Source organism: Alicycliphilus sp. T452 (assembly GCF_054512775.1).
Genome location: NZ_JBTNEH010000004.1, coordinates 132,102 through 145,940 on the forward strand (window position 1 = coordinate 132,102; position 13,839 = coordinate 145,940).

Sequence of the window (13,839 nt, forward strand, 5' to 3'; positions counted from 1 at the left end):
GCCATGTCCAGTCTGCAATCGCAAGACGTGGTCGCCCGCTCGGCCACGACCACCCCGGCGCCGCGGGCGCGCGCCCATGTGCCCGAGGTCGCCAAGCTCATCGACGTCTCCAAGTGCATAGGCTGCAAGGCCTGCCAGGTGGCGTGCATGGAGTGGAACGACCTGCGCGACGACGTCGGCAGCAACATCGGCGTCTACGACAACCCCAGCGACCTCACGCCCCAGTCCTGGACGGTGATGCGCTTTTTCGAGGTGGAGCCCGAGAAGGACAAGCTCGAATGGCTGATCCGCAAGGACGGCTGCATGCACTGCGAGGACCCGGGGTGCCTGAAGGCCTGCCCCTCGCCGGGCGCCATCGTGAAGTACGCCAACGGCATCGTGGACTTCATCAGCGAGCATTGCATCGGCTGCGGCTACTGCATCAAGGGCTGCCCGTTCAACGTGCCGCGCGTGAGCGAGAAGGACAACAAGGCCTACAAGTGCACCCTGTGCTCGGACCGCGTGGGCGTGGGCCTGGAGCCGGCCTGCGTGAAGACCTGCCCCACGGGCGCCATCACCTTCGGCACCAAGGAGGACATGGTGGCCAGCGGCCAGGAGCGCGCCGCCGAGCTCCAAGAGCGCGGCTGGCAGAACGCCGGCCTGTACAACCCGGCCGGAGTGGGCGGCACGCATGTCATGTACGTGCTCAAGCATGCCGACCAGCCCGAGCTGACGCACCTGCCCAAGGAACCCAGCATCAGCCCCTGGGTCTCGGCCTGGAAGGGCTGGACCAAGCCGGCGGCGCTGGCGGTGATGGCCGGCGCGGCCTTCACCGGCTGGTTCCACTACCTGCGCAAGGGTCCGCTGGAAGTGCCGGAGGAGGACGAGGAGTACGCCGCCGGTGACTCCAGGACACAAGGAGAGCAGTCATGAAAAAGCTTCAGCTGCAACGCTACAACGCCGGCCAGCGCTCCAACCACTGGGCCGTGGCGACCTGCTTCGTGCTCGCCGCCGTGTCCGGCTTCGCGCTGTTCCACCCGGCGCTGTTCTGGCTCACGGCGCTCGTCGGCGGGCCGCAGTGGGCGCGCATCCTGCACCCCTACCTGGGGCTGGCCATGTTCGTGCTGTTCCTGGGCCTGTTCTTCGCGTTCGTGCGCGCCAACGTATGGCGCGACGAGGACTCGGCATGGCTGCAATCGGCCGGCAAGATGGTGTCCGAGGGCAACAAGGCCGTCATGCCGCCGGTGGGCAAGTACAACGGCGGGCAAAAGCTGGTCTTCTGGGCCTTCGTGCTCTGCCTGCTGGTGCTGCTGGGCAGCGGCCTGCTGTTCTGGCAGGCCTGGTTCGCCTCCAGCGTGCCTATCTGGCTGCAGCGCATCGCCGTGCTGGCCCATGCCGTGGCGGCCTTCGTGCTGGTGCTGGCCGTGATCGTGCATGCCTACGCGGCCCTGTGGGTCAAGGGCACGCTGGGCGCCATGGTGCGCGGCAGCGTCAGCGCGGGCTGGGCCAAGCACCACCACCCCCTGTGGTACCGCGAGCAGATGCAGCGGCAAGCCCCGAAGGCCCACGAATGAACCTGTTCCACACCCCTTGACTGGCCCTGGCTGCCGCGCGGTGGTGCACACTGCCGGCAGCCTTTTTTGACCTTGTTGCAGCCTTGAACCCAAGCCCCACCACCCGCCAGAGCCCCAGCCCCGAGGACATCCGGCTGCGCTCGGGCCTGGAAATCCCCCGCCTGCTGCTGCCCGACCCCCGGCGCGTGTTCGCCGAGCGCGCGCTGCGCCTGCGCGAGCTTGCGGCCGGCCACGCCATGCGCGACTACCTGATGCTCATGGCCGTGGTCTGCGAGGCCCAGCACGCGCGCCTGCAGCAATACCCCGGGGTGCCGCTGCCCGATGCCGCGCAGATCGCCGCCGCGGCGCAGTCCGGCGCGCCGCTGCTGGCCACCGAGCGCTGGCCCCGCGCCTTGCAGTGGCGCGGCGAACTGCGCGCCCTGCTGCGGCAGGTGCTGGACAAGCTGCCCGCCGACAGCCCGGCGCGCCCCGGCGTGCAGGGCGTCATGGACCTGCCCGACGCGGCGCTGGAGCAGCAGGCCGACCGCCTGCTGGCCGGCATCACGCTGGGGCTGGACCTGGCCGCCGCGCCGCTGATCGCCGCCGGCCTGCAGCTGTACTTCACGCATCTGCTGGCGGCGACCGGGGCCGCGCAGCCCGAGGCGTTCCGCGTGCCGGCGGATGCCACCCGCTGCCCCTGCTGCGGCAGCCTGGCCACAGCCAGCATCACGCGCCTGGGCGGGCAGCAGGAAGGCCAGCGCTACCTGCACTGCGCGCTGTGCAGCGCCCAGTGGCACATGAACCGCATCCAGTGCACGCATTGCCTGGCGACGCAGGGCATCCGCTACCAGTCGCTGCGGGCGCTGGCCGACGACGGCAAGCCCTCGGCCGCGCGCGCCGCCGTCGAGGCCGAGACCTGCGACGGCTGCCGCCACTACCTCAAGACCATGCATGTGGCGCGCGACCTGCATGTGGAGCCGCTGGCCGACGACCTGGCCACGCTCACGCTGGACCTGCTGGTGTCCGAGGCCGGCTTCAACCGCCACGGCGTGAACCTCCTGCTGCTGTTTGGCGACGGCGACGCGGGGCCCGGAGGGAGCTGATGGCATTGCCCGAAGAATCCGTGGTCCACGGTTCCCCGGCCTCACCCAGCCCCCCGCCCGCCGCACGGCCCCAGGACCTGCCCGCGCTCGACAAGCTGCTGCGCCTGGACGCCTGCGCCGCCCTGGTCGAAACCCACGGCCACACGCTGGTGGCCGGCGAGGCGCGCGCGCTGCTGGCCGCGCTGCGCGCCCAGGCCCTGGCCGGCGCCCTGCCGCGCAGCCAGGTGGCGCCCGGCGCGCTGGCCGACGCCCTGGCCCGGCGCATCGGCCAGCGCCTGCAGCCTGCCATGCGCGCGGTGCTCAACCTGACCGGCACGGTCATCCACACCAACCTGGGCCGCGCCCTGCTGCCGCAGGCGGCGCTGGCGCACATGCAGGCCATGATGGCCGGCCCGAACAACCTGGAATACGACCTGGCCAGCGGCAGCCGCGGCGACCGCGACGGCATCGTCGAGAGCCTGCTGTGCGAGCTCACCGGCGCCGAGGCCGCCACCGTGGTGAACAACAACGCCGCCGCCGTGCTGCTCACGCTGGCGGCGCTGGCGCCGGGCAAGGAAGTCATCGTCTCGCGCGGCGAGCTGGTCGAGATCGGCGGCGCCTTCCGCATGCCCGACGTGATGGCCAGCGCCGGCGCCCGGCTGGTCGAGGTGGGCACGACCAACCGCACGCACGCGCACGACTACGAACGCGCCATCAACGAACGCACCGCCCTGCTGATGAAGGTGCACACCAGCAACTACGCCGTGCAGGGCTTCACCAGCGCGGTGGACGAAGCGCGGCTGGCGCCCATCGCCCACGCCCATGGCCTGCCCCTGGCCACCGACCTGGGCAGCGGCGCCCTCATCGACATGGGCGCCTACGGCCTGCCGCGCGAACCCACGCCGCGGCAGATGCTGCAGGCCGGCTGCGACGTGGTGACCTTCAGCGGCGACAAGCTGCTGGGCGGCCCGCAGGCGGGCCTGATCGTGGGGCGCAAGGACCTGGTGGCGCGCATCCGCCAGCACCCCATGAAGCGCGCGCTGCGCATGAGCAAGCTGCCCCTGGCCGCGCTGGAGGCCACGCTGCGCCTGTACCTGCGCCCGGAACGCCTGGCGCAGGACCTGCCCACGCTGCGCCTGCTCACGCGCCCGCTGGCCGACATCGAGGCCACGGCGCGCGCCGTGCTGCCCGCGCTGCAGGCCGCCCTGGCGCCGCGCTACAGCGTGCAGCCGGTGGCGCTGCAGGGCCAGATCGGCTCCGGCTCGCTGCCCGTGGAGCGCCTGGCATCCAGCGGCCTGGCGCTTGCGCCCGTGGATGCCCGGGGCGTGGGCCGCGCCCTCGCGCAGCTCGCCCAGGCGCTGCGCGCGCTGCCGCTGCCGGTGATAGGCCGCATACAGGACGACCGCCTGCTGCTGGACATGCGCTGCCTGGAAGACGCCCAGGCATTCATCAACCAAATCGGCCTCTTGCGCTTGTGAGATAAGCGCCAACAGCTATCAAAATGATTGTAGGCACCGCAGGCCACATAGACCACGGCAAGACCACGCTGGTGCGCGCCCTCACCGGCGTGGACACCGACCGCCTGCCCGAGGAGAAAAAGCGCGGCATCAGCATCGAGCTGGGCTACGCCTACCTGGACACGCCGTCGGGCGGGCGCATAGGCTTCATCGACGTACCCGGCCACGAACGCCTGGTGCACACCATGGTGGCCGGCGCCAGCGGCATCCAGTTTGCGCTGCTGCTCGTGGCCGCCGACGACGGCCCCATGCCGCAGACGCGCGAGCACCTGGCCGTGCTGTCGCTGCTGGGCATAGGCCGCGGCGCCGTGGTCATCACCAAGACCGATCGCGCCACGCCCGAACGGCAGGCCGCCGTGCACGCCGAGATGGCCCGGCTGCTGCACGGCACGGCGCTGGCCGGCGCGCCCGTCCTGGGCGTGTCGGCGCACACCGGCGCCGGCATCGACGCGCTGCGCCGCCTGCTGTTCGACGCCGCCCGGGCCGCACCACAGCCGGCGGCAGCCAGCGCAGCGCACGGCCTGCGCCTGGCCATAGACCGCGCCTTCACGCTCGACGGCACGGGGACGGTGGTCACCGGCACCATCCACGCCGGCAGCGTGCGCGTGGGCGACGAACTGGCCATCGGCCCCACCGCGGGCGGCGTGCCGCTGCAGGCCCGCGTGCGCAGCCTGCACGCGCAGAACCGGCCCGTGCCGCAGGCCCACGCCGGCCAGCGCTGCGCCGTGGCCCTGGCCGGCCTGGCGCGCGAGGCGGTGGCGCGCGGCCAGTGGCTCACCTCGCCCGCCGTGGCCCTGGCCAGCGCGCGCCTGGACCTGCGGCTCACGCTGTGGCCGGGCGAGGCGCAGGCGCTGCGCTCCGGCGCGCATGTGCAGGCCCACATAGGCGCGGCGCACTGCAACGCCACCGTCGCGCTGCTGGATGCCGACCCGCTCGCCCCCGGCGCCACGGCGCTGGCGCAACTGGTGCTGCAGGCGCCCCTGGGCGCCTGGCATGGCGAACGCGTGCTGCTGCGCGACGCATCCGCCAGCCGCACCATCGCCGGCGGGCAGGTGCTGGACCCGCAGGCGCCCACGCGCTACCGGCGCACACCGCAGCGCCTGGCGGAACTGGCGGCGCTGCAGCAACCCGGCGCCGGGCAGCGCCTGGCCGCATTGCTGGCCGTGGCGCCGCAGGGCGTGGACCTGGCACGCTTTGCCGCCGCGCAGGGGCTGGCGCTGCCGCCGGCGCCGCCCGATGGCAGCCTGGGCCGCGACGGCTGGGCCTTGGGGGCCGCGCAGGCCGAGGCACTGGCCGCCGCCGCGCTGGCGGCGCTGCAGGGCTTTCACGAGCAGCACCCCGACGAGCTCGGCCCCGACGCCGCCCGCTGGCGCCGCCTGGCCGCGCCGCGCCTGGCGCCCGCCCTGTGGCAAGCCCTGCTGGCGCGGCTTGCGCAGGCGGGCCGGGTGGTGCAGCGCGGCGCCGTGGCGCACCTGCCCAGCCACGGCGCGCAACTGTCGGCCACCGAGGAACGCATCGCGCAAAAGGTCGGGCCCGCCCTGGCCGCCGCCGGCTTCGAGGGCGCCTGGGCGCGCGACCTGGCGCGCGACGCCGGCGAGCCCGAGCCCCTGGTGCGCACCACCCTGGCGCGCCTGGCCCGCCGCGGCGAACTGCACCAGGTGATCAAGGACCTGTTCTACCCCCCGCCCGCCATGCGGCGCCTGGCCGCATTGACGCGCCAGGTGGGCGCGGCGCACGACGGAGTGGTGCTCGCGGCCGGTTTCCGCGACGTGACCGGCCTGGGGCGCAAACGGGCGATACAGATTCTGGAATACTTCGACCGCGCGGGCTTCACGCGCCGCGTGGCGGATACGCACCGGCTGCGCGGCGACTGCATGCTGTTCGGCGGCGAAGAAGACGGTACAACAAGTACGGCCACAGCGAAGCCGACAAAGTAATCGGCTGATTTAGAAATGGATAAGAGGAAGGGCAACCATCCTGGTGGGTGGGCCGGGCTTCAAACCCGGTGGGCGGCGCCAAGCGCCGCCGGGTGGGTTCGACTCCCATGCCCTTCCGCCACCTATTCAAAACACCAGGGCGCGCCAGCGCAGGTCGATCGCCCGCGCCATGAACTGCACCGCGCCGCCGCGCTCGCAGCCCGGCATCAGGTCATCCGGGCCCAGGCCCTGCGCCGCCAGCGCGTCGGCACAGGCAAACAGGCGCGCGCCCAGGTCCACCGCCTCGCGCAGGTTGTCGGCAATCGTCTTGTCCGCCCGACTGCTGGCGCGCAGGCCCGCCGCCACCGCCGGGACCAGCAGGCGCACGCTGGCGGCGCTGAAGTAGACCTCCACCGGCACATCCATGGCCGCGGCCGCCGCGGCATGGAAGAACGGCGTCGCCAGCCGCTGCGGGCAGGACGCATCGGCGGCCCACAGCAGGATGGCCACGCCGGCGGCATCGTGCGCGGTAAAGCTCATGGCGCGGCCCCGCCGGCGCCGGGCGGCGCGATGTCATGGCCAAAGGCGCGCGCATGCCGGGCCATGGCGGCTGCCACCGCGTCGCCATGCACCAGCGCGCCCTGGTCGGCGGCCCAGTCGCCCAGCGCCAGGCGCGCGATCCAACCCTCGCCATAGGGGTCGGCATGCACCAGGCCGGGGCGCTGCTCCAGGGCCGGGTTGACGGCGACGATGCTGCCGGACACGGGGGTCTTCACCGCGACGATGGCCTTGGCCAGTTCCACCACCGCCACCGTCGCGCCCTGGACCAGGGTGGTGTCCAGGCGCTTGGGCCGGCACATGTAGATCTCGCCCGACAGGGCAATGCCCAGCGCCGTGATGCCCACGGTGGCCGTGCCGTCGCCCTGCAGCCGCGCCCAGACCTGATGCTCCATCAGGTAATGCAGGTCGGGCGGGAAGTGCAGGTGCAGCGCGGTCATGGGGCGGCCGATGATGTGGTCTCCAGGGGCATGATAGCCACGGGCCCGAATTCTCGAAACACGCTGTAAACAATAGGGCATCTGTGCGCTATGCTGCACGCCTGCGGCCTCGCAGGGGCCGTTTCTGGCTCATCTGGCCCGGAAACCCTCCCCCTGCCGTCCGGGCTGACGCACAAAGGATTTTTTTCATGGCATCCGTCAACAAAGTCATCATCGTCGGCAACCTCGGCCGCGACCCCGAAATGCGCACTTTCCCCAGCGGCGACCAGGTAGCCAACGTGCGCATCGCCACCACCGACCGCTGGCGCGACAAGAACACCGGAGAGAACAAGGAAGCCACGGAATGGCACAGCGTGGTCTTCAATGGCCGCTTGGCCGAGATCGTGGGCCAGTACCTGCGCAAGGGCTCGCAGGTGTACGTGGAAGGCTCCCTGCGCACGCGCAAGTGGACCGACCAGAGCGGCCAGGAGCGCTACACCACCGAGATCCGCGCCGACACCATGCAGATGCTGGGCAGCCGCGCCGGCTCCGGCGGCGGCTCCGGCGGCGGCTATGACGACGGCGGCTACGGCGAGGGCGGCGGCTACGAGGCACCGCGCCGCGCCGCGCCCGCGCCGCGCCCGGCACCGCCCGCGGCCCGCCCGGCCCCAGCCCCCGTGGCCCAGCCGCCGCGCGCCGCATCGGGCTTTGACGACATGGATGACGACATTCCGTTCTAGAGCCGGTTTTCAGAGCGTGTTTACGATCTTTTGTTGACCGAGTGGATGTATCCGGGCCGATGGACTGCCAGGCAGCGGAAGGCTGCCCAGGAAATGGCTCTCTATAGAATGCGACAGCTTATTTCACAAGGCAGATGACCCAAAGTACCGCTTCGGACGAGCCTCTCGCCCCCGCCGAGGCAGCCACCTCAGACCCCGTTTCTTCCGGACCGCGTTCGCTCGTTCGCGTGCTCAGCATCTTCGGGCTGCTCGCGAAGGCCGAGGAGGGCATGACGCTGACGGAGCTGAGCCAGGCACTCAGCTCGCCCAAGAGCAGCCTGTTGGGGCTCCTGCGTCCACTGGTGGGTACGGAATATCTCGTTCAGTCGGGCAACCGCTATCGGCCGGGGCCGGCCATCCTTCAGTTGTCCATGAGTCTCATGGCCGGGCACTCCTACAGCAGTCTCGCGCGTGGGTTTGTGCAAGAGCTCGCCACCCGGAGCAACGAGAGCGCCTACCTCACGGCACTCGACCGCCAGCACCGGATCGTGACGTACATCGATGCCATCGAGAGCAAGCAGGCCGTGCGGTACGCCGTCGGCGTCGGCGCGGTGCGGCCGCTGTTCGTCTCCGCTGCGGGCCGTGTCCTGCTTGCGTATCAGCCGCCGGAGTGGATCGAGTCCTTCCTATCCACGGGCCCCTTCCACAGCCCCGTCAGCGGCGAAGCCGTCGAGGTCTCGCGGCTGCGCGAGGATTTGCAGAGGATCCGCGGGGAAGGCTGCGCCGTCAGCCTGAGCGAAGCCGTCGAGGGGGCTGCAGGGATTGCGGCGCCCCTTTTCGACGCCATGGGCCAAGTCTCCCATGCCCTGCTGCTGGCCGCCCCGCTGGACCGCATGACGAAGTCGCTGCCGAAGATGCGGGAGCTTGTCATCGACGTTGCCGGCCGGGCTTCGCGCACGCTCGCGAACGCGCGCACGTACCAGGCGGCCGGCCAGCGACTCTGATTCCATTGCTCGATCAGCCGAGCACGCGAAGGCGAAGCGCAGACCGTACAACCCGTACGGCCAGCGAAGCCGACAAAGTAATCGGTTGATTTAGAAATGGAATGAGGCGCAGCCTCAGGCACCGGCCTTCGCAAGGTGGCCGGACCACCTGCCCGCACCCTCCTCCCCCAGCCAATCGCGCAAGGCGTTGAGGCTGCCGCGTTCGGTCGGCGTCTCGGGAGGCTTGGGCGCCTGCGGCGCGCTGCGGGAAAAGCGCGGCGCCGGCGCCGGCTGGACGACGCCGTCGACCTCCACGAAAGTCTGCCGCGCCTTCAGGTGCGGATGCTCGGCGGCCTCCTCGGGCTCCAGCACCGGAGAAAAGCAGGCATCGGTCCCCTCCAGCAAGGCGCACCATTCGTCCCGCGTCTTGGACGCGAAGATCTGCCGGAGTTGCTCCTTCGTCGCCCCCCATGCTTGCCGGTCCTGCTGGAGCCCGATGGCTTCGATGGAATGTCCCAGCAGACGGCAGAGCTCCGCGTAGAACTTCGGCTCGATGGGCGCAACGCAGACGTACTTGCCGTCCTTGCAGCGGTACACGTCATAGAACGGAGCCCCCCCGTCGAGGATGTTGCTGCCTCGGGGCCCCAACAGCCCCGCAGCGTGCATGCCGAAGACCGAGGTGGCCAGGGATGCGGTGCCGTCGATGATGGCGGCGTCGACGACCTGGCCGTGTCCGCGGATGCGGCTCTCCAAGATGGCGGCGAGCATGCCGAGCGCCAGATAGAGCCCGCCTCCGCCGAAGTCGCCGACCAGGTTGAGCGGAGGCACCGGACCTTGCTCCGGCCGTCCGATCCAGGACAGGACTCCCGTCATGGCGATGTAGTTGAGGTCGTGTCCGGCCGCCTGGGCCAAGGGGCCCTCCTGCCCCCACCCTGTCATGCGCCCGTACACCAATCGCGGGTTGCGGGCCAGGCATGGGTCGGGCCCCAGCCCGAGGCGTTCCGTGACGCCCGGCCTGAAACCCTCGATGAGCCCATCGGCCCTTTCCACGAGTTCCAGGACAAGCGCCCTGCCAGCCTCGCTCTTGAGGTCGATCGACAGGTTCTGCCGATTGCGCAGCAGCAGGTTGAACTTCAGGGGGCGCTCGATGCCGAGCTGGGCCGGGACGGGCCGGTCGATCCGGAGCACGGTTGCACCGAGGTCCGCCAGCAGCATGGCCGCGAAGGGTGCGGGCCCGATGCCCGCGAGCTCGATGATCCTGACGCCGTGCAGCGGCCCCCTGCCCCGGCTCTCCTCGGCAGTGGATGATGAAGACATCGCGCCGCCCCTAGTCCAGCTTGACGCCGGAAGTCTGCACCACCTTCTCCCAGCGCTTGATCTCGGAGTCCATGAAGGCCTTGAGTTCCTCGCCGGAAGAGCCGATGGCCTCGGCCCCGTCGGACGCCAGCTTGGCCTTGATGGAAGGATCCTGCAGCGCGACGCCGTAGGCCTGCCGCACCTTCGCGACGATCTCGGGCGGCGTGCCGGCCGGGGCGAAGACCGCCTGCCAGGCGCCCATGGTGAATCCGGGCAAAAGAGACTCGTTGACCGTCGGCACGTCGGGTGCAAGCGGCGAGCGCTTCTCTCCGGTAACGGCCAGGGCGGTCACTCGCTTCTCCCGCACATGCGGATAGGCGGAATTGATCGGATCGGAGAACAGGTCTACGCGCCCCGCGATGAAATCCGGAAAGGCAGCGGCACCGCCCTTGTACGGAACGTGCGTCGCGTCGGCTTTCAGCGCATTCAGGATCACGTACATCGCCAGGTGCGTGAGATTTCCGTTCCCCGACGAGGCGTAGGTGACCTTGTTGTCGTGCTTGCGGAGATATTCCCGCAGGGTTGCCGCATCGACGATGCCGGACTGCAAGCTGGACATGACCAGCAGCGGCTGGTTGATCGCCAGGGTCACCGGCTGGAGATCCTTGGCCAGGTTGTAGTGAACCTTCTGCTTGAAGGCTGCGGTGAACGCGATGGACGAGGTCGTGTGGAGGAAGGTGTAGCCGTCGGGCGCCGCCTTCGCGACGAGGTCGGCGCCGATGTTGCCATTCGCTCCGACACGGTTGTCGACGACGACCGTCGTGCCCAGCACCGCGCCCATCTTCGAGGCGACGAGGCGCGCGACCTGATCCGTCGCACCACCGGCTGCAAAAGGAACGATCAGCTTGATCGGCTGACTGGGCCACTTGTCCTGGGCGGCCGCAGGCAGCGCAAAGCCAAGACCCAAGATGGCCGCGCTCACCCACTTGCCAACGCGCATTCTGGTAATTCCCATGATTGTCTTTCTGTCAATGAGGATGGTCCGGCCATCAGTGCGGCGCGGGAGGCGTCGACGCCGGACGGGCCGCTGCCATGTAGAGCCCCCGGCCACTCGCCACGAGCCTGCCCTGCCCGTCCGTGACCCTGGCGGTCGCGACGCCCATGGTGGAGCCCAGGTGCGTGATGCGGGCTTCCGCCATGAGGTCGCCCGGCCGGGCCACACGGTGGTAGTCGATGTGCAGATCGATCGTCGGCACCGCATGGCCCAGATGGGCCGCGATCACGTAGTCGGCCGCGCAATCGATGAGCGCTGCGATGACGCCCCCATGGATCGACTGCCGCTCGGGGCTCGAAATCAGCTCGTCGCGCCAAGTGATCCTCAGGCACACGCTGTCTTCGAGGACCTTGTCGACTGTCATGCCAAGCCACCGGTTGAACGACGAGCGATCCACGATGGCCTGCAGTTCTTCCTTGCTCAGGTGAATGGAACTCATATGGACCTCTTGCAGCTAGTCGATCCGCACGTTGTTGGCCTTGATGATCTGGGACCAGCGCGACAACTCGGCCTGGATGAAGGCGCCATACTGCTCGGATGTTCCGTGCCTGGGTTCCGCGGCCTGGACCGCGAACTTTTCGAGCAGGACCTTGTCCTGCAGGGCAAGGCCGATGGCGGCATTGAGCTTCTGGATGACTTCCGGCCTGGTTCCCGCGGGGGCCATGATTCCGGACCAGGCGCCGAGCTCCAGGCCCTTGGCGACCGTTTCCGACAGCGTGGGGAGATCCGGTACGGCCGGCATCCGCTTGAGCGAGGCCGTGGCCAGCCCCTGAACACGGCCGTCCTTCATGAGCGGAATGACGCCCGGCGACGTCCCGAGGTAAAAGGAGACTTGGCCCCCGGCCAGGTCGGTCATGGCCGGGGCTTCGCTGCGGTAAGGAATGTGATTCGCCACCGTGCCGGTCGCCTGCAGGAACAGCAGGGCCGACAGGTGCGTAATGTTTCCATTGCCTGCCGATGCATAGTTCAGCTGCCCAGGGTGCTTCTTCAAGTGCGCAACGAAGTCCTGCGCCGACGTGATGTTGAGGTTCTTCGCCGCCACGAGCACGATGGGCAGGTTGGCCGTGATCGACACCGGGGCCAGGTCCTTGGTCACGTTGTACGTGAGTTTGGGATAGAGACCGGGGCTGATGGCGATGGACGATGTGTTGTAGAGCAAGGTGTACCCGTCGGCAGGCGCACGCGCCACCATTTCGGCCGCGATGTTGCCGTTGGCGCCGGGCTTGTTGTCCACGACCACGGGCTGGCCCAGAACGGCGCCTATCCGGTCGGCCAATGCCCGCGCAATCACATCCGTTCCTCCTCCCGCGGCAAATCCGAGGAGCATGCGAATCGGCTTCGCCGGATACGCCTCCTGTGCGTGCGCGGAAAGCGTCGTCGCTCCAACGCCTGCTGCAAGCAGCAGCGACGACATGATCGACTTGAGGTTCATCGTCTGTCTCCTGAAAAGTATCGTCGTGCCCTTAGCCAGCCATGGTCAGTCCGCCCGAGACGGAGAGCACCTGGCCCGTGATGAAGGCGGCGTCGTCCGAGGACAGGAAGCACACCGCGCCCACCACGTCCTGGGGCTGGCCGAGGCGGCCGAACGGGATGGCCTTCGTGAGCGCACCGCGCAGCTTCTCGCCGGATTCGCCGGCACCGGCGAAGTCGCGGAACAGGGCCGTTTCCGTCGGGCCGGGGCAGACCACGTTGACGGTGATCTGCTTTCTCGCGACTTCGCGGGCCAGGGTCTTGGAAAACGAGATGACCCCGCCCTTGCAGGCCGAGTAGACGGACTCCCCGGAAGAGCCGACGCGGCCCGCATCCGAGGACACGTTCACGATCCTGCCGAAGCCGCGGGCGATCATGCGCTTGACCACCGTGTGCTGCAGGTTGAGCGGTCCGACCAGGTTGATGGCGATGAGCTTCTGCCAGAGCTGCGGATCCGTATCGACGAAGCGCGCCGCATGGTCCCAGCCCGCGTTGTTGACCAGGATGTCGATCGGGCCGAGCGTGGCCTCGATGTCGGCGACCGTCGCCTCGACCTGCTCGTAGCTGGTGATGTCCACGCCATAGGCCTTGGCCTCGACGCCGCTGCGTCCCAGTTCGCCGGCCAGCGAGGCTGCCGCGTCCCGGTTCAGGTCCAGGATGGCGACCTTGACGCCCTCCTCGTTCATCCGGCGGCACAGTGCGGCGCCGATGCCGCCTGCCCCGCCCGTGATCACGGCCACGCGGTTGCTGAGTCCCTTCATGCTTTTCTCCTTCAGGCTGGGTTGGACGATCAGGCGGCGGCGCTCTTGCACTTGACCATGCGAAGCGGCGTGTAGCTCAGCACCACCTGCCCCTTCTGGTTCACCACCTTGTTGGCCGTGCGCACCAGCGCACGGCCCGGCCGGCTCTTGGACGCGCGGGACTCGACCACCTCGCACTCGACGTGCAGGGTGTCGCCCGCGAAGACCGGGCTGTGCACGGTCAACTCCATGTTGATGAAGGCATACCCAGTCTTCTGCATCGTCGACTGGGCCAGCAGCCCCTCGGCGACGCCGTAGATGAAGGCGCCCGGCGCGATGCGGCCCTTGATGTCCGACTCGTTCTTCACGAACTCCATGTCGGTGAACAGCACCTCGGTCATGTGGATCACGTTGCAGAACGCGCAGATGTCCGCGTCCATCACGGTCCGTCCCAGGGACTTGAATTTCCGGCCCACGGGAAGGTCCTCGAAATAGAGGCCCAGGCCGACCGTCGGCATGTCGTTGTCGCTCATGAGTTGTCCTTTGGAAGTGG

General features: G+C 69.5%; 15 protein-coding genes and 1 tRNA gene. 8 read left to right on the forward strand and 8 right to left on the reverse strand.

The features are described 5' to 3' along the window. Positions 1-3: 3 nt before the first annotated feature. From fdxH to ACX12L_RS05040, 6 genes are all read left to right on the forward strand, one after another. Positions 4-912 carry a formate dehydrogenase subunit beta gene (gene fdxH / locus ACX12L_RS05015; protein ID WP_459261585.1) on the forward strand — a complete coding sequence of 303 codons (909 nt, stop codon included), beginning with the start codon at positions 4-6 and terminating at the stop codon, positions 910-912. Further along, positions 909-1,553, forward strand: a complete 645-nt coding sequence (locus tag ACX12L_RS05020) for a formate dehydrogenase subunit gamma (RefSeq protein WP_459261586.1) — start codon at positions 909-911, stop codon at positions 1,551-1,553. Before fdxH ends, ACX12L_RS05020 begins: the two co-directional genes overlap by 4 nt. Before the next feature lie 83 nt (positions 1,554-1,636). Beyond that, entirely contained in the window at positions 1,637-2,635 is a 999-nt protein-coding gene (gene fdhE, locus ACX12L_RS05025; protein WP_459261587.1) for a formate dehydrogenase accessory protein FdhE, read from the forward strand. Beyond that, positions 2,635-4,092: an L-seryl-tRNA(Sec) selenium transferase gene (selA, locus tag ACX12L_RS05030; RefSeq protein ID WP_459261588.1), complete on the forward strand. Its 1,458-nt coding sequence runs from the start codon at positions 2,635-2,637 to the stop codon at positions 4,090-4,092. Before fdhE ends, selA begins: the two co-directional genes overlap by 1 nt. Positions 4,093-4,115: 23 nt before the next feature. Then, on the forward strand, positions 4,116-6,068 hold the full coding sequence (gene selB, locus ACX12L_RS05035; protein ID WP_459261589.1) for a selenocysteine-specific translation elongation factor: 1,953 nt from the start codon (positions 4,116-4,118) through the stop codon (positions 6,066-6,068). A 25-nt stretch (positions 6,069-6,093) separates the two neighbouring features. After that, positions 6,094-6,189: transfer RNA gene (locus ACX12L_RS05040), tRNA-Sec, on the forward strand. A gap of 5 nt (positions 6,190-6,194) precedes the next feature. On the opposite strand, the gene ACX12L_RS05045 is transcribed toward ACX12L_RS05040, so the two are convergent. Both ACX12L_RS05045 and ACX12L_RS05050 read right to left on the reverse strand, forming a co-directional pair. After that, a complete protein-coding gene (locus ACX12L_RS05045) occupies positions 6,195-6,587 on the reverse strand; it encodes a DsrE family protein (protein WP_459261590.1) in 393 nt (130 codons plus the stop codon). Further along, positions 6,584-7,045 carry a glycine cleavage system protein H gene (locus ACX12L_RS05050; protein WP_459261591.1) on the reverse strand — a complete coding sequence of 154 codons (462 nt, stop codon included), beginning with the start codon at positions 7,043-7,045 and terminating at the stop codon, positions 6,584-6,586. Before ACX12L_RS05050 ends, ACX12L_RS05045 begins: the two co-directional genes overlap by 4 nt. A 188-nt stretch (positions 7,046-7,233) precedes the next feature. Here ACX12L_RS05050 and ssb point away from each other — a divergent pair, with 188 nt between their 5' ends. Together ssb and ACX12L_RS05060 are read left to right on the forward strand one after the other, a co-directional pair. Next, complete coding sequence (gene ssb, locus ACX12L_RS05055) at positions 7,234-7,764, forward strand: single-stranded DNA-binding protein (RefSeq protein WP_459261592.1); 531 nt, start codon at positions 7,234-7,236, stop codon at positions 7,762-7,764. A 227-nt stretch (positions 7,765-7,991) separates the two neighbouring features. Next, positions 7,992-8,747 (forward strand): IclR family transcriptional regulator, encoded by a 756-nt coding sequence (locus ACX12L_RS05060; protein WP_459261593.1) that lies wholly within the window; start codon positions 7,992-7,994, stop codon positions 8,745-8,747. Positions 8,748-8,861: 114 nt separating this feature from the next. Here the strand turns inward: ACX12L_RS05060 and ACX12L_RS05065 are convergent, their stop codons facing one another. From ACX12L_RS05065 to ACX12L_RS05090, 6 genes are read right to left on the reverse strand one after another with little or no spacing between them, the layout of a single operon-like run. After that, positions 8,862-10,043 (reverse strand): CaiB/BaiF CoA transferase family protein, encoded by a 1,182-nt coding sequence (locus ACX12L_RS05065; RefSeq protein ID WP_459261594.1) that lies wholly within the window; start codon positions 10,041-10,043, stop codon positions 8,862-8,864. Positions 10,044-10,053: 10 nt separating this feature from the next. Next, positions 10,054-11,037 (reverse strand): Bug family tripartite tricarboxylate transporter substrate binding protein, encoded by a 984-nt coding sequence (locus ACX12L_RS05070; RefSeq protein WP_459261595.1) that lies wholly within the window; start codon positions 11,035-11,037, stop codon positions 10,054-10,056. Between the two features lie 34 nt (positions 11,038-11,071). Next, complete coding sequence (locus ACX12L_RS05075; RefSeq protein ID WP_459261596.1) at positions 11,072-11,515, reverse strand: PaaI family thioesterase; 444 nt, start codon at positions 11,513-11,515, stop codon at positions 11,072-11,074. Positions 11,516-11,530: 15 nt separating this feature from the next. Beyond that, complete coding sequence (locus ACX12L_RS05080; RefSeq protein WP_459261597.1) at positions 11,531-12,508, reverse strand: tripartite tricarboxylate transporter substrate binding protein; 978 nt, start codon at positions 12,506-12,508, stop codon at positions 11,531-11,533. A gap of 31 nt (positions 12,509-12,539) precedes the next feature. After that, positions 12,540-13,307 carry a glucose 1-dehydrogenase gene (locus ACX12L_RS05085; protein WP_459261598.1) on the reverse strand — a complete coding sequence of 256 codons (768 nt, stop codon included), beginning with the start codon at positions 13,305-13,307 and terminating at the stop codon, positions 12,540-12,542. 29 nt (positions 13,308-13,336) lie between these two features. Beyond that, positions 13,337-13,819, reverse strand: a complete 483-nt coding sequence (locus ACX12L_RS05090) for a MaoC family dehydratase (protein ID WP_459261599.1) — start codon at positions 13,817-13,819, stop codon at positions 13,337-13,339. Positions 13,820-13,839 lie beyond the last annotated feature (20 nt).

Excerpts from the sequence above, each read along its gene's own strand:
- ACX12L_RS05090 (WP_459261599.1), bottom strand. The coding sequence starts at position 13,819 with ATGAGCGACAACGACATGCCGACGGTCGGCCTGGGCCTCTATTTCGAG.
- selA (WP_459261588.1), top strand. The coding sequence starts at position 2,635 with ATGGCATTGCCCGAAGAATCCGTGGTCCACGGTTCCCCGGCCTCACCC.
- fdxH (WP_459261585.1), top strand. The coding sequence starts at position 4 with ATGTCCAGTCTGCAATCGCAAGACGTGGTCGCCCGCTCGGCCACGACC.
- ACX12L_RS05075 (WP_459261596.1), bottom strand. The coding sequence starts at position 11,515 with ATGAGTTCCATTCACCTGAGCAAGGAAGAACTGCAGGCCATCGTGGAT.
- ACX12L_RS05045 (WP_459261590.1), bottom strand. The coding sequence starts at position 6,587 with ATGAGCTTTACCGCGCACGATGCCGCCGGCGTGGCCATCCTGCTGTGG.
- ACX12L_RS05080 (WP_459261597.1), bottom strand. The coding sequence starts at position 12,508 with ATGAACCTCAAGTCGATCATGTCGTCGCTGCTGCTTGCAGCAGGCGTT.
- ACX12L_RS05085 (WP_459261598.1), bottom strand. The coding sequence starts at position 13,307 with ATGAAGGGACTCAGCAACCGCGTGGCCGTGATCACGGGCGGGGCAGGC.
- selB (WP_459261589.1), top strand. The coding sequence starts at position 4,116 with ATGATTGTAGGCACCGCAGGCCACATAGACCACGGCAAGACCACGCTG.
- ACX12L_RS05070 (WP_459261595.1), bottom strand. The coding sequence starts at position 11,037 with ATGGGAATTACCAGAATGCGCGTTGGCAAGTGGGTGAGCGCGGCCATC.
- ACX12L_RS05065 (WP_459261594.1), bottom strand. The coding sequence starts at position 10,043 with ATGTCTTCATCATCCACTGCCGAGGAGAGCCGGGGCAGGGGGCCGCTG.
- ssb (WP_459261592.1), top strand. The coding sequence starts at position 7,234 with ATGGCATCCGTCAACAAAGTCATCATCGTCGGCAACCTCGGCCGCGAC.
- ACX12L_RS05020 (WP_459261586.1), top strand. The coding sequence starts at position 909 with ATGAAAAAGCTTCAGCTGCAACGCTACAACGCCGGCCAGCGCTCCAAC.
- ACX12L_RS05050 (WP_459261591.1), bottom strand. The coding sequence starts at position 7,045 with ATGACCGCGCTGCACCTGCACTTCCCGCCCGACCTGCATTACCTGATG.